At 73.9% G+C, this 25302-nt stretch carries 17 protein-coding genes; 3 read left to right on the forward strand and 14 right to left on the reverse strand.

Going from position 1 to position 25302, the window contains the following annotated elements:
• Window positions 1–149: 149 nt before the first annotated feature.
• From ABTY20_RS00005 to ABTY20_RS00040, 8 genes are all read right to left on the reverse strand, one after another.
• The gene (locus ABTY20_RS00005; RefSeq protein ID WP_351994706.1) at window positions 150–2093 is read right to left on the reverse strand and encodes a heparinase II/III domain-containing protein; all 1944 of its coding nucleotides are present in this window, start codon (window positions 2091–2093) and stop codon (window positions 150–152) included.
• Entirely contained in the window at window positions 2090–4276 is a 2187-nt protein-coding gene (locus ABTY20_RS00010) for a bi-domain-containing oxidoreductase (RefSeq protein WP_351994707.1), read from the reverse strand. Before ABTY20_RS00010 ends, ABTY20_RS00005 begins: the two co-directional genes overlap by 4 nt.
• 17 nt (window positions 4277–4293) lie before the next feature.
• Window positions 4294–6225, reverse strand: coding sequence for an asparagine synthase (glutamine-hydrolyzing) (asnB, locus tag ABTY20_RS00015; RefSeq protein WP_351994708.1), 1932 nt, complete (start codon window positions 6223–6225; stop codon window positions 4294–4296).
• Window positions 6226–6228: 3 nt separating this feature from the next.
• Complete coding sequence (locus ABTY20_RS00020; RefSeq protein WP_351994709.1) at window positions 6229–7785, reverse strand: Wzz/FepE/Etk N-terminal domain-containing protein; 1557 nt, start codon at window positions 7783–7785, stop codon at window positions 6229–6231.
• On the reverse strand, window positions 7782–9146 hold the full coding sequence (locus ABTY20_RS00025; RefSeq protein ID WP_351994710.1) for a YveK family protein: 1365 nt from the start codon (window positions 9144–9146) through the stop codon (window positions 7782–7784). Before ABTY20_RS00025 ends, ABTY20_RS00020 begins: the two co-directional genes overlap by 4 nt.
• Window positions 9143–10402, reverse strand: a complete 1260-nt coding sequence (locus tag ABTY20_RS00030) for a glycosyltransferase family 4 protein (protein WP_351994711.1) — start codon at window positions 10400–10402, stop codon at window positions 9143–9145. The genes ABTY20_RS00025 and ABTY20_RS00030 overlap by 4 nt, the downstream gene beginning before the upstream one ends.
• Complete coding sequence (locus ABTY20_RS00035; protein WP_351994712.1) at window positions 10392–11717, reverse strand: nucleotide sugar dehydrogenase; 1326 nt, start codon at window positions 11715–11717, stop codon at window positions 10392–10394. The genes ABTY20_RS00030 and ABTY20_RS00035 overlap by 11 nt, the downstream gene beginning before the upstream one ends.
• A 73-nt stretch (window positions 11718–11790) precedes the next feature.
• Window positions 11791–13269, reverse strand: coding sequence for a sugar transferase (locus ABTY20_RS00040; protein ID WP_351994713.1), 1479 nt, complete (start codon window positions 13267–13269; stop codon window positions 11791–11793).
• Window positions 13270–13768: 499 nt separating this feature from the next.
• Here ABTY20_RS00040 and ABTY20_RS00045 point away from each other — a divergent pair, with 499 nt between their 5' ends.
• On the forward strand, window positions 13769–14980 hold the full coding sequence (locus ABTY20_RS00045; protein WP_351994714.1) for an MFS transporter: 1212 nt from the start codon (window positions 13769–13771) through the stop codon (window positions 14978–14980).
• A 274-nt stretch (window positions 14981–15254) separates the two neighbouring features.
• Here the strand turns inward: ABTY20_RS00045 and ABTY20_RS00050 are convergent, their stop codons facing one another.
• From ABTY20_RS00050 to ABTY20_RS00070, 5 genes are read right to left on the reverse strand one after another with little or no spacing between them, the layout of a single operon-like run.
• Window positions 15255–15920, reverse strand: coding sequence for a DUF5701 family protein (locus ABTY20_RS00050; protein ID WP_351994715.1), 666 nt, complete (start codon window positions 15918–15920; stop codon window positions 15255–15257).
• Between the two features lie 23 nt (window positions 15921–15943).
• Window positions 15944–16324, reverse strand: coding sequence for a VOC family protein (locus ABTY20_RS00055; RefSeq protein ID WP_351994716.1), 381 nt, complete (start codon window positions 16322–16324; stop codon window positions 15944–15946).
• Window positions 16315–17232 (reverse strand): Vgb family protein, encoded by a 918-nt coding sequence (locus tag ABTY20_RS00060; protein ID WP_351994717.1) that lies wholly within the window; start codon window positions 17230–17232, stop codon window positions 16315–16317. The genes ABTY20_RS00055 and ABTY20_RS00060 overlap by 10 nt, the downstream gene beginning before the upstream one ends.
• A complete protein-coding gene (locus tag ABTY20_RS00065; protein ID WP_351994718.1) occupies window positions 17229–17882 on the reverse strand; it encodes a CatB-related O-acetyltransferase in 654 nt (217 codons plus the stop codon). Before ABTY20_RS00065 ends, ABTY20_RS00060 begins: the two co-directional genes overlap by 4 nt.
• On the reverse strand, window positions 17879–18265 hold the full coding sequence (locus ABTY20_RS00070) for a nuclear transport factor 2 family protein (protein WP_351994719.1): 387 nt from the start codon (window positions 18263–18265) through the stop codon (window positions 17879–17881). The genes ABTY20_RS00065 and ABTY20_RS00070 overlap by 4 nt, the downstream gene beginning before the upstream one ends.
• A 123-nt stretch (window positions 18266–18388) precedes the next feature.
• Between ABTY20_RS00070 and ABTY20_RS00075 the strand changes: the two genes are divergently transcribed.
• Window positions 18389–21112 carry an ATP-binding protein gene (locus tag ABTY20_RS00075; protein ID WP_351994720.1) on the forward strand — a complete coding sequence of 908 codons (2724 nt, stop codon included), beginning with the start codon at window positions 18389–18391 and terminating at the stop codon, window positions 21110–21112.
• A gap of 162 nt (window positions 21113–21274) precedes the next feature.
• On the opposite strand, the gene ABTY20_RS00080 is transcribed toward ABTY20_RS00075, so the two are convergent.
• Complete coding sequence (locus ABTY20_RS00080; RefSeq protein ID WP_351994721.1) at window positions 21275–23056, reverse strand: lysyl oxidase family protein; 1782 nt, start codon at window positions 23054–23056, stop codon at window positions 21275–21277.
• Window positions 23057–23822: 766 nt separating this feature from the next.
• Here ABTY20_RS00080 and ABTY20_RS00085 point away from each other — a divergent pair.
• Window positions 23823–25178, forward strand: coding sequence for a Cys-Gln thioester bond-forming surface protein (locus tag ABTY20_RS00085; protein ID WP_351994908.1), 1356 nt, complete (start codon window positions 23823–23825; stop codon window positions 25176–25178).
• Window positions 25179–25302: the final 124 nt, after the last annotated feature.

The raw sequence follows: 25302 nt of genomic DNA on the forward strand, positions 1-25302 counted from the left end.
ACCCGGGCCACGGGCGCGGCCGGCGCGGCGGTCGGCTCCGGCCGCGCGTCCGCCGCGTCCTCGCAGCCGGTCGCCGCCAGCAGGACCAGCGCCAGCGGTGCCGCCGGCAGCGCCCGGCGCCGCCACCTGCTCCCCACGTGTCCTCCCCCCTAGTCCTGGAACCCGAGCACGGTGACGAACCCCCGCGCGCCGTCGGTGAAGCCGGTGCCGATCAGCGTGGTGGCGGGTTCCCTGCGGCCGAAGCCGGCGGAGTACCAGCCCAGCGGCGGGTCGCTCTCGCCGCGGTGCGCCCGCCAGGACAGCTGCCCGGGCAGCTCGAGCACCGCCGAGCGGTCCTCGCCGTCCCGGGTCCAGGTGAGCCGGGCCCGGTGCCCCGTCAGGTCCGCGGTGACCGCCGGGCCGAGGTGGAACGCCAGCCGGACCTTCCGGCGCGGCCCGCGCACCTCGTCGACCACCCGCAGCTCCCGGCGTGCGGCCGTCAGCTCCACCCGGCGGCGGTGCACGGAACCCCGGTAGCCGTCGTGCTCGGCGCACCAGCGGGCCACCTCGCCGGAGGTGTCCACGGCCAGGACGCGGCTGCGGGCGTGCCGGGTCCACAGGAACGGGCCGCCGGAGACGGACTGGTCGGCGCCGTCCAGCTCCAGGGTGTTGTGGCCGAGGGTGGACCGGAAGTACCGCCGCCACTCGGGCTGCCCGTGGTAGCAGTACGTCCCCGGGTCGGCGAGCACGTCGACCCCGTCGTGCCGGACCTCCACGGACAGCGCGTCCGCGTGGGCGTGCGCGGCGATGGACAGGAAGCCGTGCGGACCGCCGTCGCAGCGGCACCAGATCCCGCCGGGACCGCGCAGGACGGTGAGCCCCGCGTCGGCGAAGTGGGCCGGCCGGCGCGCCGGGCGGGGGACGGCCGGCGCGCCGGGCCGGACGAGCGCGGCCAGCAGCGGGGTACGCACATCGGTGCCGGTCACCGTCGGCCACCAGTCGAGCCGGCCGAACACGGCCTCCCCGGTGGCCAGCAGCGAGCCCCAGCGGTCGGTGCCCGCGCCGTCCAGGACCAGACCGTGCCCGTCGTCCGCGTCCCCCTGGCGCGGCGGCCGCAGCCGGTCGTCCACGACGGCCGCGAGCGCGTCGGTCATCCGCAGCAGCACCAGCCGGACGGTCGCGGGCACCGGCACGCCGGCGGCGTCCGCCTCGGCCACCGCCGCCAGGCCGAGCTCCAGCACCAGCCCGTGGTACTCGGTGGCCAGTTCGCGGTTGAGGCCGGAGCCGAAGGTGTTGCCGCGCAGCTGCCGCTCCAGCGAGCGCAGCGCCTCGGCCCGCCAGCGCGCCGAGGCGGGGAACCAGTCGAACGCGCAGGCCGCGGCGGACTGCCCGGCGGCCTCGGCGATCACGTGGTTGTTCGCCGAGGAGCCCCGGCTGGGGAAGGCGGCCAGCCAGCGCTGGTGGTGCCAGATCTGGTTCAGAGCCACCGGGTTCTCCTCGAACAGGGCGGCCGCGCCCGGCCAGCCGTCGAGCAGCCGGCGGATCCACACCCAGGACAGCAGCCGGATCCCCAGCTCGATGCCGCTGACCCAGTGCACCCCGAGCAGCGGCGGGTTGGCCGCCCACCACGAGCGCAGGTGCCCGCCCACCCGCTCGGCGTACCGCTCGTCGCCGGTGAGCGCGTAGGCGGCGGCGAGCCGGGTGAGGTACTGGTGCCGGGACGGCTCCCAGATCTGCTTGATGTCCCCGACCGCCCCCTCGTCCCGGTACGGCACGTCGAAGGCGTGACCCGCCGGGGCCCGGCGCCCGGTCCTCGGGTCGTACCACCAGTCCGGGTCGACCAGGTCGTGGCGCTCCACCCCGAAGAACCCGGCGCGTCCGGCCATCAGCCGGTCCGCGTCGGCGACGAGGCGCTTCGCGGCGTCCGGCGGCACCGCGGCGATCGCACCCGCGGGCAGTACGGCGGTGAACCGGGCGCCGGTCACGTCCGGGCCGTCCGGCGGCGGCACCGAGCGCCACCGCCGTCTGCGCACCGCGTCGACCGCCCGGCCGCCGACCTCCCGCGGTCCCATCCGGGACAGCCGCCGCAGGTACCAGCCCGGGCCCATGCTCATCGCGCCCCCGCGAGCGTCACCGGCGCGCCGGCGGCCAGGCCCGTCCGCACGGCGAGGGTGGCCGCCGTGGTGGCGACCAGCGACTCCAGCGGCACCGGCATCGGCCCGCCGGTCCGCACGGCCCTGACGAACGCGGCCAGCTCGGCGTTCTGCCCCTTGTCCCGGGCCCTGGGCAGCCGCGAACTGACCCACCGCCTGCGGCCGGCCCCTCCGTCCGTGAACACCGAGGCGCGGACGAAGTCGTCGAGCCGCAGCACCTTGCCGTCCGCGATGAGGTCCAGCGTCTCCTTGGGGAACCCGGCCGACCCGGTGGTGACGTAGCTGATCGTGGCGGTGGATCCGTCCGGGTAGCACAGGACGACCTGGAGGTCCTCGTCGCCGGACGGGGCGACCGCGTACACCGAGACCGGGTCGGCCTCCAGCAGCCAGCTCGCCGTGTCGATGAAGTGCCCGCCCTCACCGGCGAACCGCGAGCCCTCGGTGTCCTGCCGGAGGTACCAGCTCCCGTGGTCGAGGCGGCCCGCGTTGACCAGGTAGCGCAGGCTCGCCGGACCGGTCCGGGCACCGAACCGCTTCCTGGCCTCCTGCAGCAGCGGCGCGAACCGGCGGTTGAAGCCCACCTGGAGCCGGTCGTTGCCGGACTCCTCCACCGCCGCGAGCACCCCGGCCAGCTCGTCCTCCGTGAGCGCCAGCGGCTTCTCCACGAACACCGCCTTGCCGGCCAGCAGCGCCTTCCGGGTCAGCTCGGCGTGCGAGCTGTGCCGGGTGACCACGAACACCGCGTCGACGGACGCGTCGCCGAGCACCGCGTCGAGGTCGGTGGTCGCCCTGCCGAAGCCGAACTTGTGCTGCGCGTTGGCACCGGACAGCGCCGTCGTGGTGACGACCGTCGACAGCTCGACGCCCTCGCGCCGCGCCAGGTGCGGCAGCAGCATCGACGACGCGTAGGCGCCCGCGCCGACGAACGCCAGGCGCACCGGCGTCCCGGCGGCCCGCACCGGGCTCCGCCTCACGTCCACGGCGGGCACGGACACCACCGGCGCCTCCGCTTCGACCTCCTGCCCGGGGTACCGGAACAGCACGGCCACGGCCTTCAGTCCGCCGTCCTTCAGGCTCCGGTACGTCTCGACGGCGTCCTCGAAGTCGGCGACGTGGGAGACCAGGGGCTCCACGTCGACCCGGCCGCGGGCGACGAGGTCGAGGAAGCACGCCAGGTTGCGGCGCTCGGTCCAGCGCACGTAGCCGATCGGGTAGTCCCGCCCCTGAAGCTCGTACTCCGGGTCGTAGCGCCCGGGGCCGTAGCTGCGGGAGAACCGGACGTCGAGCTCCTTCTCGTAGTACGCGTTCCACGGCAGGTCCAGACGGCACTTGCCGATGTCGACGACCCGGCCCCGGTCCCGGCTGAGGCGGGCGGCCAGTTCGACGGGCTGGTTGCTGCCGCCGCCCGCCGCCAGGTACACCTGGTCCACGCCGTGTCCGCCGGTGAGTTCGGCGACGGCGCCCTCCACGGCCGCGGAGCCGGGATCGCCGCAGGCCGCCGCGCCCAGCCGCTCGGCGAGCCCGCAGCGCACCGGGTCGGGGTCGGCCCCGACCACGCGGACCCCCGAGGCGGTGAGGAGCTGCACCACCAGCTGCCCGATCAGCCCGAGACCGACGACCAGCGCCACCTCGCCGAGCTGCGGCTCGCCCTGGCGGACGCCCTGCAGCGCGATCGACCCGACGGTGCCGAAGGCCGCGTGCCGCGGCGCCAGGCCGTCCGGCACCGGGACGTAGAGGTTCTTCGGCACCCAGTTCAGCTCGGCGTGCAGCGCGTGCTCGTTGCCGGCGCAGGCCACGAGGTCGCCGGCCTTCACGTCGTCGATCCCGGCGCCGACCTGCTCGACCACCCCGCACAGCGAGTAGCCCAGCGGCGTGTAGGAGTCCAGCTTGCCCATCACCTTGCGGTAGGTGGCGGGCACCCCGTTGACGGCCACGCTCTGCACGACCTTGGCCACCTGGTCGGGGCGGGAGCGGGCCTTGCCCACCAGCGACATGCCGGCCTCGGACACCTTCATCAGCTCGGTCCCGGTGGAGATCAGCGAGTAGGCGCTGCGGACCAGCACACCGCCCGGCTTGCACCCCGGCACCGGCACGTCGAGCAGGGCCAGCTCGCCGCTCTTGTAGTTCTGTACGACCTGTTTCACCGAAGTCCTCTTGTTCTCTACGCCGTCGGAAGGTTCCGGCCGGACCCGGAGGTCACGCCGCGGTACCAGTACTCGAGGGTCAGCACGTGCCACAGATGCTTGGAGAAGTCCCGCTGCCCGGCGGCGTCCTCGGCGGCGAGCCGCCGCAGCGCGTCGCGGCGCAGGAACCCGGAACGGACGAGCTCGCCGTCGTTGACCACCTCGCGCACCAGCGGCGCCAGGTCCCGGCTCATCCAGGCCCGCAGCGGGGCGCTGAACAGGCCCTTGGGCCGGTACACGATCTCCCGCGGCAGGACCGAGACGGCCGCCTCCTTGAGGACGGCCTTGCCCTGCCGTCCGACGATCTTGCGGTCGCCGGGCACGGCGAACGCCGCCCTCACCACCTCGACGTCCACGTACGGCACCCGCACCTCGGTCGACGCGGCCATGCTGGAGCGGTCCGTGTAGGCGAGGTTCAGGCCCGGCAGGAACATCCGGGCGTCGCCCAGGCACATGCGGTTGACGAAGTCGTCGAGGTCGTTGTCCCGGTAGGTGTCCGCGTGCTCGGTCAGCACGTCGTCGACCGCCGGGGCCAGGTCCGGGTCGATCAGCGCGAGCAGCTCGTCCCGGTCGTACATGGTGTAGCTGCGCCGGAACGCGGTCTCCTCCGGCAGGTCGGCGAAGGAGAGGAACCGCTTGGCGAAGCGCACCGACCGGTACCCCCGGCGGCTCGTGGCGACCGGCAGCCGGTCCACCGCCGCGGACACCCCGCGCCGCAGCGGCCGCGGGACGCGCTGGTAGCGCAGCGCGAGCAGGTTGGCCAGGTGCTTGCGGTACCCGGCGAACAGCTCGTCGGCGCCCATCCCCGAGAGCATCACCTTGACCCCGGCCTCCCGGGCCGCCGAGCAGATCAGGAAGGTGTTGATCGCGGCGGGGTCGCCGATCGGCTCGTCCAGGTGGTACGTCATCCGCGGCAGCAGGTCGAGGACGTCCGGGGCGATCTCGATCTCCCGCAGGTCGACGCCGAACCGCCCGGCCACCTGCCGGGCGTAGCGCAGGTCGTCCGGCATCGCCTCGAACTTCGCGTCCTCGGCGCGGAACCCGATCGTGTAGGCGGGGATCCCGGGCCGGTCGCGGGCCGCCAGCGCGGTCAGGTAGCTGGAGTCCAGGCCGCCGGAGAGGAAGGTCGCCACGGGGACGTCGGAGAGCAGGTGGCGCCGGGTGGACTCCTCGATCACGGCGGCGAGGTCCGGCCGCTCGCCGCTCAGGGCCCGCTCCCGCCCCTCGGCGGCGACCTCCCTCAGGTTCCAGAACCGGCCGCGCTCCACCCGGCCGTCGGGCCGGCACCGCAGCCAGCTCCCCGGCGGCAGCTTCTCCGCCCCGCGCAGCGCGCACCGCGAGTCCGGCACCCAGTAGTAGAGCAGCGAGGCCACCAGCGCCGCGTGGTCCACCTCCAGCGATCCGCCGGTCACCGCGGCGAGCGCCTTGAGCTCGGAGGCGAACACCAGGCCCTCGCCGCGCCGCAGCAGGAACAGCGGCTTGATGCCCAACTGGTCGCGGACCAGCACCAGTTCACCGGTCCGCTCGTCGAAGACCCCGAAGGCGAACATGCCGCGCAGCCGGGGCAGGCAGTCCGTGCCCCAGCGCCGCCAGGCCTCGAGGAGCACCTCGGTGTCGGAGGTGCCGCAAAAGCGCACCCCGGCGGCCGCCAGCTCGGCGCGCAGCTCGGGCGCGTTGTACAGCTCGCCGTTGTAGGTCAGGGCGAGGCCCCCGGAGACCATCGGCTGGGCGCCCGTCCCGGACGGGTCGATGATGGCCAGCCGGCGGTGCCCGAGCTGCACCTCGCCGTCACCGACGGGGTGGCCGTACCGGCCCGCCCCGTCCGGACCGCGGTGGGCGAGGACCTCGGTGAGCCGGTCGGTCACGGCCTTCCCGTCCGCCCACCGGTACGTGCCTGCGATGCCACACATGTCCTACCGCGCCTCCTGGTCACTGTCCGGGACCCGGGCCGCCCACATCGGCGGCCGCTCCGTCCGCGGCCGGTCCTCCCCCACTGCCTGGACGGCGTGGGAGACACCCCCGCCGTTGCGCCGGGCCGGCCGCTCGCCGTGGCCGCGCGGCGCGGTGGGCGCCCCGTCCCACAGCGTGCCGTCGGTCCGGTCGCGCGGATCGGGGTCGATCAGCACCACACCGGTCACCGCGACGCGCTGCTCCGCGAGCTGCCGCGCCACGGTGTGCAGCCACGCCGTGCTGCCGTGCCCGGCGCGCACGACGAGCACGGTCCGCGTGCCGAGGTGCGGGAGGTCGGCCCACGCCGTGCCGGGCGCGACCGAACCGACGCCGATCCGGCGCTCCTGGGGCGGTCCGTCCGCGGCCCGCTCCCCGGCGCCGACCACGGTGGGGCCCCCCGGCTCCGGGCGGCGCCCGGCGAGCTGCGGGCCGGGCAGACCGTCGACGACGACCACGGGCCCCTGGGCCGCCAGTTCCCCGGCGAGGTCCAGGGCGATCGTGCTCGCGCTGCGCGCACAGCCCAGTTCCAGCAGCGACAGCGGTTCCGCGGAGCCGCGCACGGTGCGCGCCAGGGACGCGGTGAGCCGGGCGCGGGCCGCTTCGACCCGCCGGCGCCGCCAGAGCCGGGCCGGCCGGCGGGGCAGCTCCGCGACGACCGAGGCGCCGAGGTGGGCCGCGATGTCCCGGCGCAGCACGGGGCGGTCCGCCACCACCGCGCCGACCGCGGCCACCGCGAGCCCGAGGGCGAGCCCGAGGACGAGTCCGATCGCGGCGTCGGTGACGGCGGTCCGGGGCAGGGAGTGCCGCACCAGGCGCGGGGCGTCCACGATCTGCGTGCCGGCGACGAGCTGGGGCGTGCCGATGCGCGCCTCCGCGGCGCGCTCGCCGAAGTCGGTGATCCGCGAGGTGAGTTCGGCCCGGCGGGCGAAGAGCGACTCCAGGTCCGCCGCCGCCTTCGGGTCGCTGCTCGGGGCGCCCTCCTCGATCGCCTTGTTGACCTCGGCGAGTTCGTCCCGCATGCGGTCGCGTTGTTCGAGCAGGGTCGTGGACTCGGCGTCCGCGGCCTCCCGTATCCGCCGCACGTGGTCCGCGACGAACGCGTCGGCCAGCGCCTCGGCGCGGGCCACCGCCTCCGCGTCGCTGTCACCCGTCGCGGTGATCTGCAGCAGGTTGTTGGTCAGACCGGTCCCCTCGTAGTCCCCCATGAAGTCCTCCGGCCTCTCCGTGGACCCGAGGGCCTTCAGCGCCTTGTCGGCGATCCGCGTGGTGTGCAGCAGCGCGGCGTCGGTGCGGATCAGCGTCCCGGGGTCGTTCGGCTGGTCCTGCTGGTGCGCGACCAGCACCTTGGTCACCGCGGTCGGCGGCGGCGGCATCAGGACCGCCACCGCCGCGCCGACGAGCAGCCCCAGCAGCGCCGCGGAGCACCAGAGGCGGCGCCGTCTGCGCACCGCCACCACCAGCACCTGCAGGTCCAGCAGCGGAGCGGCGGCCGGCGGCTCCGGCGTGGTACGCGTCGTCACCCCGTCCCTCCCGTCGCGTCGTGGCTCACCGCGACCCTGGGCGCGGCCGCGTCCAGGGGGCGGCCGGCGGACCGCTTCGGACGGGTGCGGACCCGTCCGGCGAGGACCACGCCGACGAGTTCGTGTCCGGCGTCCGCGCACGCCTCGGCGACGCCGGCCAGCTCTCCCGCGGTCCAGCCGCCCGCGCTGACCACGACCAGGGCGCCGGACTCGTGGTCGCGGTCCGGCACCGTCGGCCGGGCCACCGCCACCTCCACCACCCGCAGCAGCGGATCGCCCCCGGCCTCGGCGACGAGCCGTCCGGCGGCCCGGCGGGCGGTCCCGTCGCCGTCCGGGACGACGACCAGCAGCCGCCGGGGGACCGCCGACCGGCCCCGGAGGCGGGCGCACACCCGCCGGTAGCGGATCCGCCGGCCGGCCTCGTCGCCGGACGTCCGCGGGGCGGGCACGTCCCACCGGACGTCGACGCCGAGGAGCCGGCGGATCCGGGCCCGCCGATCACGCTCCTCCGGCCGGTGCGCGGCCTCGTCGTCGGGTACGTCGACGGCGCCCAGCAGCGGCGAGCCCAGCGCCGCGGTGATCTCCGGTTCGGTGCGCAGCCGGCGGCTCATCCGCGCGGCGGCGAGCTGGCCGACGACCGCGAGCAGGAAGAACAGCAGCGCCCCGCCGGCGACGAGCTGCGCCCGCGTCGGCGGCGCCTCGCCGGCCGGCCGGGCGGCCGGTCCCATGACGACCATGCGGGCCTTGCCGGCGGCCGGGTCGGCCCGCTCCAGCTCGGTGACGGCCTCCTGCAGCGCGGTGCGCAGCTTCGCGAGCTCGGTGCGGGTCTGCACGCTCTCCACGGACCGCCCGGGATCGGCGGCGTCGGCCAGTTCGGTGATGCGGCGGCTGGTCCGCACCACCATCTGCCGCAGTTCCTCGGGCCGCGTCGCCTCGGAGTCGCTGCCGTCGCCGGTGATCCGCGCGACGAAGGCGACGAACTCCTCGACCACCTGGTCGGAGAGTTGCTGCGCGCGCTCCGGGGTGTCGGCCGTGCCCGAGATCTCGATGATGTTCCCGTCGGCGGCCCGGGCGGTCACCCGGTCCCGCAGCTCACCGCCGTCGACCCCCTTCCAGCCGAGCGCGGCGGCCGCCCGGTCGACCACCACCGAACTGGTCGCGATCTCCGTCTGGGTCAGCAGTTCGCGCTCCTCCCACGCCCCCGGCAGCAGGACCGACGCCGACGTCGTGTAGCGCGGCGGGAACAGCAGGGAGAGGCCGTAGCCGACGAGCGCGCCGACCACGGCCAGGACGGTGAGCAGCCGCAGGCGCCGGCGGATCATCCGCCCGATCGTGGCCAGGCGTATCGTGTCCTCGCTCAACGACGCGGCCTCTTCCCTGCCCGGTACGGGACGCGGTCACGGCAGGCGGCGGCGTAGGCGGCGAGCAGCGACTCCTGCGAGTTCCGCCAGGAGAGCGGCCCGCCGATCCGCTCCTGGCCGGTCCTGCCCATCCGGGCCCGCCGCTCCGGATCGTCCAGCAGCAGCGCGACGAGCCCCGCGAACGCGGACTCGTCGTTCGCGGGCGCGTAGAGGGCGGCGTCACCGGCGGAGACCCGTGCCTCCTTCAGGTCGAACGAGACGACGGGCCGGCCCATCACCATGTACTCCAGGACCTTGTTCATGGTCGACACGTCGTTGAGCGGGTTGCGCGGGTCGGGGGAGAGGCACACGTCCGCGGTGGAGAGGTAGCGCACCAGGTCGGCGTCGGGGACGCGCCCGGTGAACTGCACCTGCTCCGAGAGCCCGAGCCGCTCCGCCAGCTCCACCATCGCGTCGAAGGTGTCGCCGGCGCCGACGAACACCGCGTGCCAGTCGGTCCGCCCGAACTCGTCGCGCAGCTTCGCCAGCGCCCGCAGGGCGTAGTCGACGCCGTCCTGCGGTCCCATGACGCCGAGGTAGCACAGCAGGTGGGGCTTGCCGCGCTTCAGCTCCGGCTCGGGCGGCACGGGGTGGAACCGGTCGGTGTCGGGCGCGCTGCGCACCACGAAGACGTCCTCCGGCCGCCGGCCGCCGCGGCGCACCGCGACCTCCCGGTAGCTCTCGTTCGTGGCGAGCACGACGTCCGCGGCCCGGTAGGTCATCCGTTCCAGCGCGCACACGGCGCGGTAGAGCAGGTCCTTCCCGCGGCCGAACCGGGAGAGGTACAGCTCGGGCACCAGGTCGTGCTGGTCGAAGACGAACCGGGCACCGCGCCGCTTCATCCACAGGGCCGGCAGGAACAGCAGGTCGGGCGGGTTGCAGGCGTGGACCACGTCGACCGGGCCGACCTTCCGGGCCAGCCGGACCGTGTGCCACAGCGCCGATCCGTACTCCCGCAGGTAGCCGGCCGGCCCTCCGGTGGCCGCGCGCAACGGGTAGCGGTGGATCCGCACCCCGTCGATCACCGCCTCCGGCTCCGTGTCCCGCCTGGTCCCGCGGGGGCAGACGACGTGCACCTCCCAGCCCGCGTCGCGCAGCGTGGTGCACTCCTGCCACACCCGCCGGTCGAACGGCACCGACAGGTTCTCCACCAGGACCAGCGCGCGCCGGCCCGGCCGGCCGCCGGCCGTGTCCCTGAACGACGTGTCACCAGGCAAGACCCACGTACCCCGGTTCGGCCCGGCGCGCCTCGGCGTCGGGGAGGCGGACGAGATCGACGATCACCGGGCCGTCGCCGTGGGGCAGCGCCGCCAGCACGGCCGGGTCCCGGGTCCCGACCAGGCACACCTCGGCGTGTTCGAGCACCTCGTCGACGGAGTCCGCGAGCAGGTGCGCGAGGTGCGGCAGCCGGGTCTCGATGTACTCGCGGTTCGCGCCGAGCAGCCGGGACAGGTTCACGTTGGCGTCGTGGATCCGCAGGTCGTACCCCTTGCCGAAGAGCCGCTCCGCCAGCTCGACCAGCGGGCTCTCGCGCAGGTCGTCGGTGCCGGGTTTGAAGGACAGCCCGAACAGCCCCACCCGGCGCTTGCCGGTGCGCTCGACCAGTTCCACCGCGCGCTGCAGGTGGTCGGAGTTGGAGGGCAGCACGTGGGAGAGGATGGGCACCGAGACGTCGGCCCGGTGCGCCGCGTGGACCAGACTGCGCAGGTCCTTGGGCAGGCAGGAGCCGCCGAAGGCGAAGCCGGGCCGCAGGTAGGCGGGGCTGATGTTCAGCTTGCGGTCGGCCAGGAACACGTCCATCACCTGGTGCGAGTCCACCCCGAGCGCCTGGCATATGGCGCCCAGCTCGTTCGCGAAGCCGATCTTGAGGCCGTGGAACGCGTTGTCCGCGTACTTGATCGCCTCCGCCGTCGGGACCGGCACCCGGAACACCTCGCCGGGCAGACCGTCGTAGAGCGCCGCCACCACGTCGCCGCTCGCCGGGTCGAGCTCGCCGATGACGGTCTTGGGCGGGTCGAAGAAGTCCCGCACGCTCGTGCTCTCGCGCAGGAACTCCGGGTTGACCGCGACCCCGACGTCCACCCCGGCCGTGCCGCCGACGCACTTCTCCAGGATCGGCACCAGCAGGTTCAGGCAGGTGCCCGGGAGCATGGTGCTGCGGAACACCACGGTGTGCCGCCCGCCGCGCCCACGACGGTCCGCCAGCGCGGTGCCGATCTGCTCGGTGACCCGCTCCAGGTAGGTGGTGCACAGGCTGCCGTTGGGCTCCGACGGCGTGCCCACGCAGACCAGCGAGACCTCGCTGTTCGCGACCGCCTCGCGGACGTCGTCGGTGGCGCGTAACGCCCCGGTCCGCACGACCTCGGCGACGAGCTCGCCGATCCGTTCCTCGACCACCGGGGCCCTGCCGTCGTTGACCAGGTCGACCTTCACCCGGCTGACGTCCACCCCGATGACCTCGTGGCCCATGCTGGCCAGGCACGCGGCCGACACGCAGCCCACGTAGCCGAGCCCGAAAACGCTGACTCTCATGACCCGTTCCTCCCCCCAGGCAGGCCCTCGCGGCCTGCGGTCCGCGCGCCGGCCGGTCCACGGCCGCCGCGCATCAGTAGGCCCCCTGCCCGTGGATCACCGCACGCAGCGTCTTCCACAGGATCACCGTGTCCAGGGCGAGCGACCAGTCCTCCACGTACCGCAGGTCGAGGCGGACCGCCTCCTCCCACGGCAGGTCGCTGCGCCCGCTGATCTGCCACAGGCCGGTGAGTCCGGGCTTGACCAGCAGCCGCCGCCGGATGTCGGGGCCGTACGCGGCGCACTCCTCCGGCAACGGGGGCCGCGGGCCGACGAGCGACATCGATCCGGTGAGCACGTTGAACAGCTGCGGGAGCTCGTCGATCGAGTACCGGCGCAGCACCGCTCCCACCCGGGTCACCCGCGGATCCCGGCGGAGCTTGAACAGCAGGCCGGCGCCCTCGTTGCGGTCGGCCAGCTCGGCACGGATCCGGTCGGCCCCGGCGACCATGGTGCGGAACTTGAGGATGGTGAACTCGCGGCCGTCCTTGCCGACCCTGCGCTGGCGGTAGAACGCCCCGCCCCGGCTGGTCGTCGTCACGAGCAGCGCGACGCCCGCCATCAGCGGCGCGAACAGCACCAGCAGGACCGCCGCGCCCAGCCGGTCGACGATTCCCTTGACCACCCGGCGGCCCCCGGTGAAGGCCGGCATGCTGACCCGCAGCAGCGGGATCCCGAGCACCGCGTCGATGTGCAGCCGCGGTCCGGCCACCTCCATCAGCACGGGGGCCACGACCATCTCGGCGTCACTGCCCTCGAGGTTCCAGGCCAGCCGCTGCAGCCGGTCCGGTGACCAGTGCGGGTCCGGGGTGACCGCGACGACGCGGTAGCCGTCGCGGCGGACGTGGCCCGCGACGTCCGCCAGCCGGCCGACGACCGGCACTCCGTCCAGCCGGTCGCCGTCGACCCCGGCACCGCCCGTCGTGCACACCGCGTCCACCCGCCAGCCGAGGTGCGGGAACTTGCGGGTCCGGGCGATCAGGTCGCGCACCGTGTCCGGGCTCCCGGCGGCGAGCACCGGTCTCAGGCACCAGCCGTCCTGCCGCTGCTTGTGCAGCCGGAGGCGGAGCAGATACCGCGTGGTCATGGTGACGAGCGCGATCGCGGGAATCGCGACGAAGATCCAGAGTTTGATGTTGCGCGAGGTGAGGGCTATTCCGCCGAGCGCCAGGACGACGGTCGCCGCGAACAGCGAGCGTCCGAGCCGGCGGAATTCCTCGGCTCCCTGGCCGAGAACCACCGGAGCCCACGACCGGCTCACCGCGAGTGCCCCCAGCACCAACAACCAGGTGCCGAATGCGAGAATCCCCCACTTCTCGTGCCAGTTGGCCGCGTCCCGGGCCCCGAAGAAATTACCGATCGCCGCCACCACGAAGGCGGTGGTCACGGTATCGCCGGTGATCACGGTACGGCGGTACCGCTGCTCCCAGTCGATCGCGGGCCGGCCCGTCCCCCCGTCCGCCAGACGCCCGCGCGCCGACGGAAACGGGCTGACTAATCCCCCTTGCCGCACAGAACCCCCCAGGTCCCCAGTGGTTCGACGTGTTCCCCTGACACCGTTTCTCCACCCGCGGAGGACCCCCGCCCCCCGCGCCATGCCGCGCCGTTCCTCCCCCGCGGAAGGCCCCCGCCTCCCGCGCACGACAGCCCCACTGGTGCGGAACCGGTTGAACGACCCACCCGGGCGGGAGCGGAAATCCGGGGTGCTCCCCGCACCCCGGCCCCTCCCGGCCCCGGGAATTGATCATCCCCACGCCCGGCACCGGAATGCGATCATTCGCTTTCCGTGGCGCCGGACTTAAAGATCATTAATGGTCGCCTCGTGTCCGAACAGCTGAAGCAAGGTCAATCTAGACCATCGGAGCCGTTATGAAGAGGGGTTGTGTGGAATTTGTGTTCAGCCGCGGAGCCGGATTCCCCGGCCGGTGACCGCCGGGCCGGTCCACGGCGCCGGGCCGGTCCCGGGGAGGGCGAGTGTACGACCGTACGCTCCGCTCTGTAGGCTCCACCGCATGACTGTCGACGTACTGCAGCAGCCCACCCGGGCCGACCGGCGGGCCCGGGTGGCCGTGGCCGTGCTGTTCCTCACCAACGGCGCCCTGTTCGCCAACCTGCTGCCGCGGTATCCGCAGATCAAGGACGATCTCGGCATCGGGAACGCCGCCTACGGACTGGCCGTCGCGGCGTTCCCGACGGGCGCCATGGTCGCCGGCCTGGCGGCGGGGGTGCTCGTCCGCCGCCTCGGCTCGGCGCGGGTCGCGGTGATCGGCACCCTGCTGACCGGCGCGGGAGTCCTCACCGCGGGCCTGGCCGGTTCGGTGGCCGTGTTCGCGGCGGCGCTGTTCCTGGCCGGCGCCATGGACGCCGTCACGGACGTCGGGCAGAACGCCCACGGACTGCGGGTGCAGCGCCGCTACGGGCGCAGCATCATCAACTCCTTCCACGCCATCTGGTCCATCGGCGCCGTCGCCGGAGGGGCCATGGCGGCCGGCGCGATCGCCCTGGACCTGTCCCGGGGGCAGCACCTGCTCGTCTCGGGCGTGCTGTTCGGGACCGCCGCCTGCGTCGCCCTGCGCCACTGCCTGCCCGGACCCGACACCGGGCCGGCCGAGGAGGGGGAGGGCGCCGCGGACGGCGACCCGCACCAGGGGCGGACCACCACGGGCTCCAGGCGCACGGCGTACGTGCTGGCCGCCCTCGTCCTCATCGCCACCGCCGGCACCCTCGTCGAGGACGCGGGCAACTCCTGGGCCGCGCTGTACCTCGCCGACTCCCTGGACGCACCGGTGACGGTGGCCGCCTGCGGGTTCATCGCCCTGGTGGGCGCACAGTTCGTCGGCCGCCTGATCGGCGACCGGCTGGTGGACCGGTTCGGCCAGCGGCGGGTGGCCCGCGCCGGCGGGATCGTCGTCGCGGCCGGCATGGGCTTGGCGCTGGCCGTCCCCACGGTGCCGGGGACGGTCCTCGGCTTCGCCGCCGCGGGATTCGGCGTGGCGACCCTGGTTCCCGCGGCGATGCACGAGGCCGACGAACTGCCCGGCCTCAAGCCCGGATCGGGACTCACGATCGTCTCCTGGCTCATGCGGCTGGGCTTCCTGTGCTCCCCGCCCGTCGTCGGACTCGTCGCCGACGAGGCCGGCCTGCGCACGGGCCTGCTCGTGGTGCCCCTCGCCGGACTCCTCGTCGTCCTGTTCGCCGGAGTGCTGCGGCTCCGGCGGCGCTGAACGCCGGGCCGGCTCCGGGCGCACGGGACCGACGACGACCGGAGCCGCACCTTCGGGGCGCGTCCCGCCTGCGCCACCGGGTGGAGCGCGCGCTTCACCGCAGAGGAGCGGCGCGCAGCGCACCCGCGGGACGGCGCGGGGGAGGAGTGGCTGTACGACCGGGCCCGGGACGCCGGGGCCCCGGGCAACCACTCGACCTGGAACAGGGCCGGGAACATCCAGCACATGGCGTTCGTGGCCCGTGGCTCCGGTCGGTGAGGAGGACTCGGCCGAGCTACCGCTCCGTGGCGGCGCGGCGGGAGCCGGCCGAGGCCATGCCGAGCCATGTGTGCGGGTTGCCCTCCCAGCACCAGCCCAGTTTCGGAGCGTGCCGGCTGATCCAGATCGCCGGGACGCGGCGGTCGCCGGAGCGTGAACCGCCCAGGGAGAAGCACTTGTTCTTGACCAGGATCTCGGGGAAGTGGGTGATCAGCGCGATCCCCTCCTCGATGGTGAGCGGGGTGCGGCCCCTGGCGGCGATGGTGCCCAGGGCGTCGCCGGGTACGGCACCGCAGAACTCCTCTCCGCGCTCGACGTCGAACAGCAGGTAGGCGCGCTCGTCGGCGAGGCCGGTCTCCTTGACGGCGACGAACCGCTCGAGGGCGCCGGGCTCAAAGGACCGGTCCACGAAGCCGGGCCCGGTCTTTCCGTGGAGGGTGGTGCGCTTCATCGTCTGCTCGATCGGGGCGACTTCCCGGGCGATCACGAGCAGGAAGGGGACGCGCCCGGTGTCCGGCGCCCATGTGCCGTGTCCGATGTCGGTGACGAGATCGCGCAGGGGCGCGACCAGGGCGGTGAAGTGCTCCCGGGTCAGGCGGGCCATCGTCGGCCAGTCCCGTTCCACGAGGTTGCGGACCTGCCGGTCGAACTCGGCGCCGGGGTCGACGGTGGTGTGTGTCATGGGGTCCTTTCGGGTGGTCCTGGTCATAGGTAGGGCTTGGTGATCATTTCGATGGCGTGGCCGGCGGGGTCGCTGAAGTAGACACCGCGGCCGCCGTGTTCGGTGTTGGTCTCGCCGGGCCGTGTCATCCGAGGATCCGCCCAGTGCTCGGTGCCGTCCGCCCGGAGGCGGGCGTGGGCCCGGTCGAACAGGTCGTCGTCGACCAGGAACGCGTAGTGGTGCATCTGGATCCGGTCGACGCCGGGCAGCTCGGCGAACTGCAGCAGCACGCCCTCGTCGAGCTGGACGTTGGTGAACGGACCCCACGACGGAGCCTCGGGGAGTTCGAACAGCTCACGGAAGAACCGGGCCGACTCCTCGCGGTCCCTGGCGGGGATGATCGTGTGGTTGAACGTCACGGACAAGGTTCTCTCCTGGGTCGGGGGGGCAGCGGCTTCGGGGCGATGCGGGCGAGGGCGCCGGTCTCCAGTGCCGTCCACAGGGCACCGTCGGGGCCGAGGGCGATGCCGTGCGGCTCCGAGCCGGGTGCGGGCAGGTCGTGCACCTCGATCACGCCCTCGGTGGTGATCGAGCCGACGCGGTTGCCGCCCCACTCCGTGAACCACAGGGAGCCGTCGGTGCCCGGAGTGATGGCGTGCGGCCGGCCGGCGCGGTCGGGCAGCGGGAACTCCCTGACCTCGCCACCGGTGGTGACGCGGCCGATGTGGCCGGCGGCGATGGCGACGTACCAGAGGGCGCCGTCGGGGCCGAGGGCGATGCCGACCGGTGCGGAGCCCGGGGTGGGCAGCGGGTGGACGGTGACCGTGCCGTCGGTGCCGATCCGGCCGATCGCGTCGGCCCGGTTCAGGGTGAACCACATCCCGCCGTCCGGCCCCGCGGTGATGGCGGACGGGAACGCGCCGGTGACCGGGAGCGGGAACTCGGTGACCTCGCCGGCGGTGGTGACGCGGCCGACGCGGTCGGCGGTGGTCTCGGTGAACCACAGCGCCCCGTCGGGCCCCGCCGCGATGCCGAACGGCCCGCACTCCGCGGTGGGCAGAGGGAATTCGGTGACCGTGCCGTCGGGGGTGATCCGGCCGATGCGGTGCGCCCGGTACTCGGTGAACCACAGGGCGCCGTCCGGCCCCGTGGTGATGACCGTCGGCCCGCAGTCCGGGTCCAGCCGGTGGCTCACCGGTTCGGCGCCGGGCGCCAGCCGGCCGATCCGGCCGCCGTGGACCAGGGTGTACCACAGCGCGCCGTCCGGGCCGGTGGTGAGGGAGTACGGGCCGCCGCCGCCCACGGGGTGCTCCTCGATCGACACGGACGTCATGCGGTCCCCGGTCCGTGGTCGGCGGCGATGCGGGCGATGTCGGCCGGGGTGCCGGCCATGAGGGTGCGGGCGTGTTCGGTGACCAGCTCCACCGGCCAGTCCCACCAGGCGGCCCGCAGGAGCAGGTCGACGTCGGCGTCGTCGAACCGCTGCCGGATCGGGCGGGCCGGGTTGCCGCCGACGACCGTGTAGGGCGGGACGTCCGCGGTGACCACCGCCCCGGCGGCGACGACGGCGCCGTCACCGATGCGCACGCCGGGCATGACGGTGACCCCGTGGCCGAACCAGACGTCGTTGCCGACCACGGTGTCGCCCCGGCTCGGCATGCCGGTGACGATGTCGAGGGTCCGCTCGGTCCACTCGCCGCCGAACATGGTGAACGGGAAGGTGGACACGCCCATCGCCGGATGGTCGGCGCCGGCCATCAGGAACCGGGTGCCCATGGCGATGGCGCAGTACCTGCCGATGACCAGTCGCTCCGGGCCGTAGGCGTAGAGCACGTTGCGGTGCTCGAAGCCGGTGGCGCCTTCGGGATCGTCGTAGTAGGTGTACTCGCCCACCACGATCTTCGGTGAGTCGACCAGCGGTTTGAGGAAGACCACCCGGTCGTGTGCCGGCAGCGGGTGGAGGGTCATGGGATCAGGTGTCAACTTCCGGCTCCTGGTGCGGTGGTGTCCGTGAGGACGGGGTCGAGGAATCCGTACACGCGGCGCAGGCGGGTCCGCTCGGTGACCATGACGGCGAGTCCGGCGATCACCGCGGGGCCGCCGGGCGGCGCCAGTTCCCAGGCGAGGCGTGCCACGCCGTGGTGGCCGTCGGCCTTCCCGGCCGGCCGGTACACCAGGCCGGGGAACTGCCGCTGGGCCGTGGCGATCACGTCCTCGATGGCGTTGCGGCCCTCGACCGCCACGATCGGATCGGTGTAACCGGCGTCATCGGTCCAGAGCTCGTCGACGAGCGCCCGGCGCCTGGCCGGGTCGTGCTCGTTCCAGCTCGCCAGGTACCGCCTGGCCAGCTCGTCGAAGCCGGACATGGTCGATCTCCCTCCGCCGCCGTGTTCGGTTCCACCACGCTAGGGCCGGGGGCCGGGGGCGGAATCCGTCACGCCCCGGTAATCCGGCCCGGGATTCCCGGTCGGTTTAAGTACCCTCACCAGGTGTTGCACGGACGGAGTGAAGAGATATCGGTCATCGACCGCCTGCTGGCGGACTGCCGGACCGGCCGCAGCGGTTGTCTGCTCATCACCGGGGAGCCGGGCACGGGCAAGACCGCGTTGCTGGAGTACGTGGCGTCGGCGGCCGACGGCTTACGGGTCGTGCGCGCCACCGCGATCGAGTCCGAGGCCCACCTGCCGTTCGCCGGCCTGCACCTGCTGCTGCGGCCCGCGCTCGACCGGACCGACGCCCTCCCGGCACCGCAGGCGCGCGCCCTGCGCGGGGCCTTCGGCCTCGCCCCGGCCGAACCGGGCGACCGCATGCTGGTCGGCCTCGCCGTCCTCTCCCTCCTCGCCGAGTTCGCCGACGGCGGGCCCCTCCTGTGCCTCGTCGACGACGCGCAGTGGCTGGACCGGGCGTCCGCCGAGGCCCTGCTGTTCGCCGCGCGGCGGCTCGACGCCGAGGGCACGGCGCTGATCATCACCGCCCGGACCGGCTTCGAGGCCCCCGGACTCGCCCACCTGCCGCTGACGGGGCTCGACGCGCCCGCCGCCGCAGGCCTCCTGGCCGAGCACGCCGCCACGCTGTCCCCCGCCGACCGGTACCGGGTCCTGGCCGCGGCACAGGGCAATCCGCTCGCCCTCCTCGAACTGCCGGTCGCCCTCGCCACCGGCCGGCCGGTCGCCGCCGGCCGGGACCTGCCCATGACCGACGCGGTGCAGGCGGCGTTCCTCGACCGGGCACGACGGCTGCCCGAGCCGAGCCGGCGCCTGCTGCTCGTCGCGGCCGCCGAGGACACCGGTGACCGCGACGTCGTCCTGCGCGCGGCCGCCCCTCTCGGCTGCCGCCCCACGGATCTGGTGCCCGCGGAAACGGCGGGGCTGCTCCAGGTGGACAACCGCACCGTGCGCTTCCGCCACCCCCTCGTGCGGTCGGCCGTCTACCAGGCGGCGCCGGTCAGTCTCCGTCTCGTGGTGCACACGGCCCTCGCCGAAGCCCTCCACCGGCCGGAGGACGCCGACCGGCGCGCCTGGCACCACGCCGTGGTGGCCACCGGCCCCGACGAGCAGGTGGCCGCGGAACTGGAGGGCACCGCCCGACGGGCCGTCGAGCGAAGCGGATACGCCGCCGCGGCGGCGGCCTACGAACGGGCCGCGGAGCTGACGGAGTCCGGCACGGACCGGGCCCGCCGACTCGTGCTGGCGGCGGAAGCGATAGCCGAGGAAGGTGACATCGACCGCATGGTGGAGCTCGCCCGGCACGGTGCCGCGGGCACCGACGACCCGGCCCTGACCGTGCGCGCCATCAGGGTCCGCGCCGCCGCGGCGTTCCACCACGGATTGCTCCGCACGGCCCGCCGGTTGCTGACCGAGGCGGCCGAGCTGACCCGGGCCGACGACCCGGCGACGGCCGCCCGCATGATGCTCGACGCGGTGCACGCCGCCTGGTACCTCGGGAAGGACGAGATCGCGGACACCGCGCACCGGCTGGACGCCCTGCCGTTGCCGCCCGACGACCCGCTCACCCACGTGGTTCGCCTGCTGACCTGGACGGTGCGGTCCGCGATCGGTCAGGGGGACCGGGACCCCGGGACCCTCGCGCGACGCGTCGCGGCCGCCGAACGGACCGGATTCGGCGGCCCGCACGACACGATCCTGGTCGGAGCGACCAGCCTCCAGGCCGTCGGCCGGGACACCGAGGCACATCGGGTGGCCGGCGAGCTCCTCGCCCAGTGCCGCGACCGCGGATGGATCGGACGGACGCCGCCCGTGCTGGCGTGCGTCGCCCGGGCGTCGACCTTCCTCGGCCGTCACACCGACGCCTGGGACGAGGCGACCGAGGCGCTGGGCATCGCCAGGGAGCTCGGGCACCGGCAGTGGACCGCCGAGATCAGCGGCGTGCTGGCCCACCTGGCCGCGGTGGCGGGCGACGAGCGACGCTGCCACGCCTTCGCCGACGACGCGCTCGCCGCCCCGGAGCCCGGCGCGGTCCCGCCCGGCATGTCCTGGGCGCACTGGGCACTGGCCCTGCTCGACCTCGGCCACGCCCGATGGGAGTCCGCCCGCACCCGCCTGGCCGCCCTGCACACCGGACCGGTGAGACATCAGCTCCCCGGCCTGCGCAGCATTCCCGACCTGGTCGAGGCGACGGTGCGGCTCGGCCGGCCGGTCGACGCCCACGAGCCGCTCGCACGGCTCACGGACTGGGCACACGACGCCGCGCAACCATGGATCGACGCGCACGTCCAACGCTGCCGCGCACTGCTCGCGCCGGAGGCGGACGCCGCGGAGCTGTACCGGGCCGCGTTGCGGCTGCACCCCGACGACCGTCAGTTCGAACGCGCGCGAACCGCCCTCCTCTACGGCGAATGGCTGCGCCGCACGCGCCGCAGGTCCGAGGCCAGGAGCCAGCTCCGCGACGCGTTCGAGACCTTCCGGAGGCTCGGCGCCGCGCCCTGGGCGGAGCGGGCCCGCGCCGAGCTCGACGCGACCGGCGGAACCACACCCGGTCCCGAGGCCGCGGGCGGAGCACTGTCCGTGCTCACCGCGCAGGAACGGAAGATCATCCGGCTGGCCGCACGCGGCCTGTCCAACCGGGACATCGCCGCGCAGCTGTTCCTCAGCCCGCGCACCGTCGGGTACCACCTCTACAAGGCGTTCCCCAAACTCGGGGTCACCGCACGAACCGAACTCGCCGCCCTCGCACTCGCCGATGCCGCACCGTGACGCCGCCCCCGGTCCCGGCATCGTCCTCCGGCGCAGCCCTCCCCGACTCCGTCGCCGGGTCCCTCCGTCGACCCTCGCGGGCGAACGGGGTCCCCGGGCGGTTCCGGCGGGCCGGGGCCGCCCCGGTTCGTCTCCGGAGCGGCCCCGGCCGCCACGGGTGGGTCAGTTGGCGTCCACCAGGTCGTGCGGGGGGACCGTCACCGTACGGGCGCCCTTCTCGCCGCCCAGGACCACCTTCCGCAGCGCGCTGTTGTTGCTGTGGTCGGTCTCCTTGAGCCGGTTCTCCGGGTTGGCGAGGACCTGGATGTAGTACGTGCCGTTCGGCAGGTCCGTGATGTCGAAGGACTGGCCGGGCAGGTCCTGGGTGTAGGTGTCACCGGAGCCGACGTCGAGCACCTCGCGGACGGAGATGGAGTTCTCCTGACCGCACGCGGTGGACAGGTCCGTGTTGTCCGGGTGCCAGTTGGCGTTCTTCACCGTGTAGTCGACGGCGTCGGTGTTGGCCAGGCAGAACGCCTCCTTGCCGCTGCGCACCGTTTCCTTCTGGTCGGCCGTCAGCAGCCGGTAACTGGCGAAGTCCAGGAAGTGCCAGTGCTCGTGGCCGGGACGCGGGTCCCATTCCATGCCGCCGGTCGGGGTGTATCCGACCTGCTTGCCGTCGGCGTCGTAGAAGTACTGGTAGGCGTCCATCACCTCCTTGCCCGGGGAGCGGAAGCCGTCCACGACGAGCTTGGCCGGGCCCGCGTTCCACACGTTGGCGCTGAAGGCGAGGTAGTCCTTGCCGGGCACCTCCTCGTAGCCGTCGCTGACGGTGATGCCGTACGCGGGCAGCGAGCGCAGGTCGGGCTTCGGCACGTCGGGAACGGACGCCTTGCCGGTGGGCCGCTTCGCGTTGGGCCGGGCGCCCGGTGCCTGCCGCGAACCGTCGGTCTGCCCGGGACCGTCACCGACCTCGGCGGTGGTGAGGGCCCGCCGTTCCAGGGACTTCCTCTTCAGCGCCCACGGCAGGGCGGGCGGAGCCGACGGGTAGGGTCCGTGGCCGGCGTTGTACGAGGGGCCGGCGCCGCTCGTCACGGGGCCGGGGGCCGGGGTGTCCGCGGCGGCCCCGTGCTGCGCGTGGGCGTCGTGCTGCGCGGCCGCCCCGTGGTGCGCGTGGGCGTCGTGCTGCGCGTGGGCGCTGTGCCCGGAGGCGGTGGTCCTCGCCGGGCTGCGGCCGCCGGCACTCTCCTCGTCCTCCCAACTGCGCTCGCGGACGATCACCTTGACGGTCTGCGGCTTGTCGGCGATGCCGAAGAGATCACGATACTTCTCGGCCACGTTGATCTCGGCGGTGTAGGTGCCGGCGTCCAGCTGGACCACATCGGTGTAGTGCCCCGAGTAGGTGTTGGACGCCCAGCCGTTCTCGACGCCCCATACCGAACCGAGGGTGAAGGGGTTCGTCGGACAGCTCTCCGGATACTTCGAGTTGGCGGGGGCGTCCGGCCGGACCCGCCCCGAGGCGTTGTTGGGACAGAACGCCTCGGTCTTCTCCAGCACCGTCGAGCCGGCCGCGTCGGTGAGGGTGATCTGCGTGAAGTCCGGCAGTCCGGCGAAGTCGTTGACGACCCCGGCGGGGAGCGTCCTGGTCCGGGTCTTCTTCCCGTTCCGGAGGATCTGCTGGGCGACGACCGGGTCCTTGTAGGACTTCCGGGTCACCTTGAGCTCGAAGGCGCCGTTCTCGGAGGTGAGGTACGTCCCGAGGTCGAGATAGACCCCGGGGTCCTCCCTCCACGAGTCGAGCGTCACGGAGGTGGAGGCGGCGATCAGGCTGAGCTTCGGCGTCGGCTCCTCGGACTTCGCGTCGGGCGCGGCGGCGACGGCGCCCGCGGTCGCGGCGATGGCGACGGCGACGGCGATGGAGGGGCGGGTCAGGCGGTTGGGGCGGCCCTTTGGGAGTCTGGTCATCAGTCCTCGTGCTTCCGGCTTCCGAGTGCGTCATGGGATGTGGACGAGCAGCGCAACCCCAACTGGCTTGCGAGATCGCGTTGTTCGGATCATGAGAGGTCGCCGGGCACCCTCCGGGTTGTCTCTGCTCACCCGGATCGCCTTCAGTTTGTCCGAAAGGCGCTCACCAGCCGGCGGACTTGGCCGGGACTGCGGGGCGGGGCACTGGAGTGCTGCCGCGTGGCCACCGCGTTGCTCGCCGAAGAACTGGGCGCCGCACCCCTGCCCTTCACCGCGGGCTCGGGCACGGCACGGTCACCCGGGCCGTCGGCCAGGGGCGGACCCCGACCCTGCTCCGCGGCCTCCTCGACGCCGCGCTCGCCCGGGTGCCCGGCGCGGTGACGCCGCCGTGAGGACGGGACGCGGCCGTCGGCCTCTACCGGACGGTAAGTGTGCAGACCTCCCAAGCGAGTTGTGAAGAATGGATGGATGGGGACACTCCGGTCGCGGGAAGTAACGGTTCCGATTCGGAACGGCCGTGCGGCGTCGGGAACGAGGACTCGAAACGCTTCCCTCCCTAGGATCTCCGTGTGCTGTTCCAGCACTTGAGACGACTGGCGTGACTCTTCCACCACGCATCACGTGTGAACACATCTCGCGTGTCCCGTTGCGGGTCCCGCCGGAGGGGAAATCTGTGTTTGCTCTTCATTCCGCGTTCGCCGCGACCGGGCGACGCACCACCGCACGACGTGTCGCCGCAGGGGCGGCCACGGCCGGCCTGCTGACCATGGGCCTGCTCGCCGGTGCGGGCAACGCCGCCGCCGACGAGGGCGACGTCCACCACCAGGGGGGTGCGGTCGCCACTCTCGACGGGCTGAAGACGTACGACTCGGCTCGTCTGGACCTCGGCGACGGCAAGACCAAGGACATCGCCGCCGGCCTGTTCGAGATGAACGTCGAGGGCAGCGGCCGTCTGCAGTCGTACTGCATCGACATCCACAACCCGACCCAGAACAAGGCGACGTACCTGGAGACCCCCTGGGCCCAGACCTCGCTCGGCGCCAACGAGAACGCGGGCAAGATCCTCTGGATCCTGCAGAACTCGTACCCGCAGGTCGGCGACCTGGCGGCGCTCTCCCAGAAGTCGGGCGCCGACGGGCTGACCGCCAAGACCGCGGCGGCCGGCACCCAGGTGGCCATCTGGCGCTTCTCGGACGGGGCGAAGGTCGAGGCCCGCGACGCGCAGGCCGAGAAGCTCGCCGACTGGCTCGAGGCCCAGGCCCAGAACCTCCGGGAGCCGAAGACCTCCCTCACCCTGGAGCCCAACGCGGTCTCCGGCAAGGCCGGCGGCAAGCTCGGCCCGGTGACCGTGCGCACCGACGCCGGTCAGGTCTCCGTCGCCGCGTCCGCCGACGCCGCCGGGGCCGGTGTCAAGGTGACCGACAAGGACGGCAAGGCCGTCACGTCCGCCAGTGACGGCGCCGAGCTGTACTTCGACGTCCCCGAGGGGGCGGCCGACGGGGCGGCCTCGCTGTCGGTCCGGGCGACCACCGAGATCCCGGTGGGCCGCGCGTTCGCCAGCCCCAGCAAGAGCCAGACGCAGATCCTCGCCGGCTCCAGCGAGTCCGCGGTCACGGCCGACGCGACCGCGAACTGGGCCACGAAGGGCGCCATCCCCTCGGTCACGGCGGAGAAGAACTGCGCCGAGGGCGGCGTCGACGTCACGGCGAGCAACGAGGGCGACGCCCCGTTCACCTTCGAACTCGCGGGCACCGAGCACACCGTCGAGCCGGGCGGTTCCAAGACGGTGACCGTCCCGGTCGAGGAGGACGCGGCGTACGACTTCACCATCGAGGGCCCGAACGGCTTCTCGGAGCGCTTCCAGGGCGTCCTGGACTGCAAGACCCAGGGCACCCCGGCCCCGGGGACCGAGACGCCGGGCACCGACGGTGACACCCCGTCCTCGGCCCCCAGCCCGGCCGGCGGCTCCTCCGAGGACACGACCGGTGGTGAGGGCGACCTCGCCAACACCGGCGGCTCCAGCGCGACGCCGGTGATCGCCGGTGTCGCGGTGGCCCTCGTGGCCGCGGGCGGCGCGGCGCTGTTCTTCCTGCGCAGGAAGAAGGCGGCCGCCGGGGAGTGACCGGCCGCTGATCCGGTGGACGGACCCGGCGCACGCGTCCCGCGACGGTGCCGGCGAGTCCGCCGGACCGCTCCCGGACCCAGGTCCTGGAGCCACGAGGGGAGCGAATCTCCCGGCGACACGC

Origin of the sequence: Streptomyces sp. NPDC126497, from assembly GCF_040302425.1 — a bacterium.
In the GTDB taxonomy this organism is placed as follows: Bacteria; Actinomycetota; Actinomycetes; order Streptomycetales; family Streptomycetaceae; genus Streptomyces.

What these genes read in the sequence shown, in the direction of transcription:
- ABTY20_RS00005 (WP_351994706.1), bottom strand. Translation starts at nt 2,093, where the DNA reads ATGAGCATGGGCCCGGGCTGGTACCTGCGGCGGCTGTCCCGGATGGGA.
- asnB (WP_351994708.1), bottom strand. Translation starts at nt 6,225, where the DNA reads ATGTGTGGCATCGCAGGCACGTACCGGTGGGCGGACGGGAAGGCCGTG.
- ABTY20_RS00035 (WP_351994712.1), bottom strand. Translation starts at nt 11,717, where the DNA reads ATGAGAGTCAGCGTTTTCGGGCTCGGCTACGTGGGCTGCGTGTCGGCC.
- ABTY20_RS00045 (WP_351994714.1), top strand. Translation starts at nt 13,769, where the DNA reads ATGACTGTCGACGTACTGCAGCAGCCCACCCGGGCCGACCGGCGGGCC.
- ABTY20_RS00050 (WP_351994715.1), bottom strand. Translation starts at nt 15,920, where the DNA reads ATGACACACACCACCGTCGACCCCGGCGCCGAGTTCGACCGGCAGGTC.
- ABTY20_RS00060 (WP_351994717.1), bottom strand. Translation starts at nt 17,232, where the DNA reads ATGACGTCCGTGTCGATCGAGGAGCACCCCGTGGGCGGCGGCGGCCCG.
- ABTY20_RS00070 (WP_351994719.1), bottom strand. Translation starts at nt 18,265, where the DNA reads ATGTCCGGCTTCGACGAGCTGGCCAGGCGGTACCTGGCGAGCTGGAAC.
- ABTY20_RS00080 (WP_351994721.1), bottom strand. Translation starts at nt 23,056, where the DNA reads ATGACCAGACTCCCAAAGGGCCGCCCCAACCGCCTGACCCGCCCCTCC.
- ABTY20_RS00085 (WP_351994908.1), top strand. Translation starts at nt 23,823, where the DNA reads ATGGGCCTGCTCGCCGGTGCGGGCAACGCCGCCGCCGACGAGGGCGAC.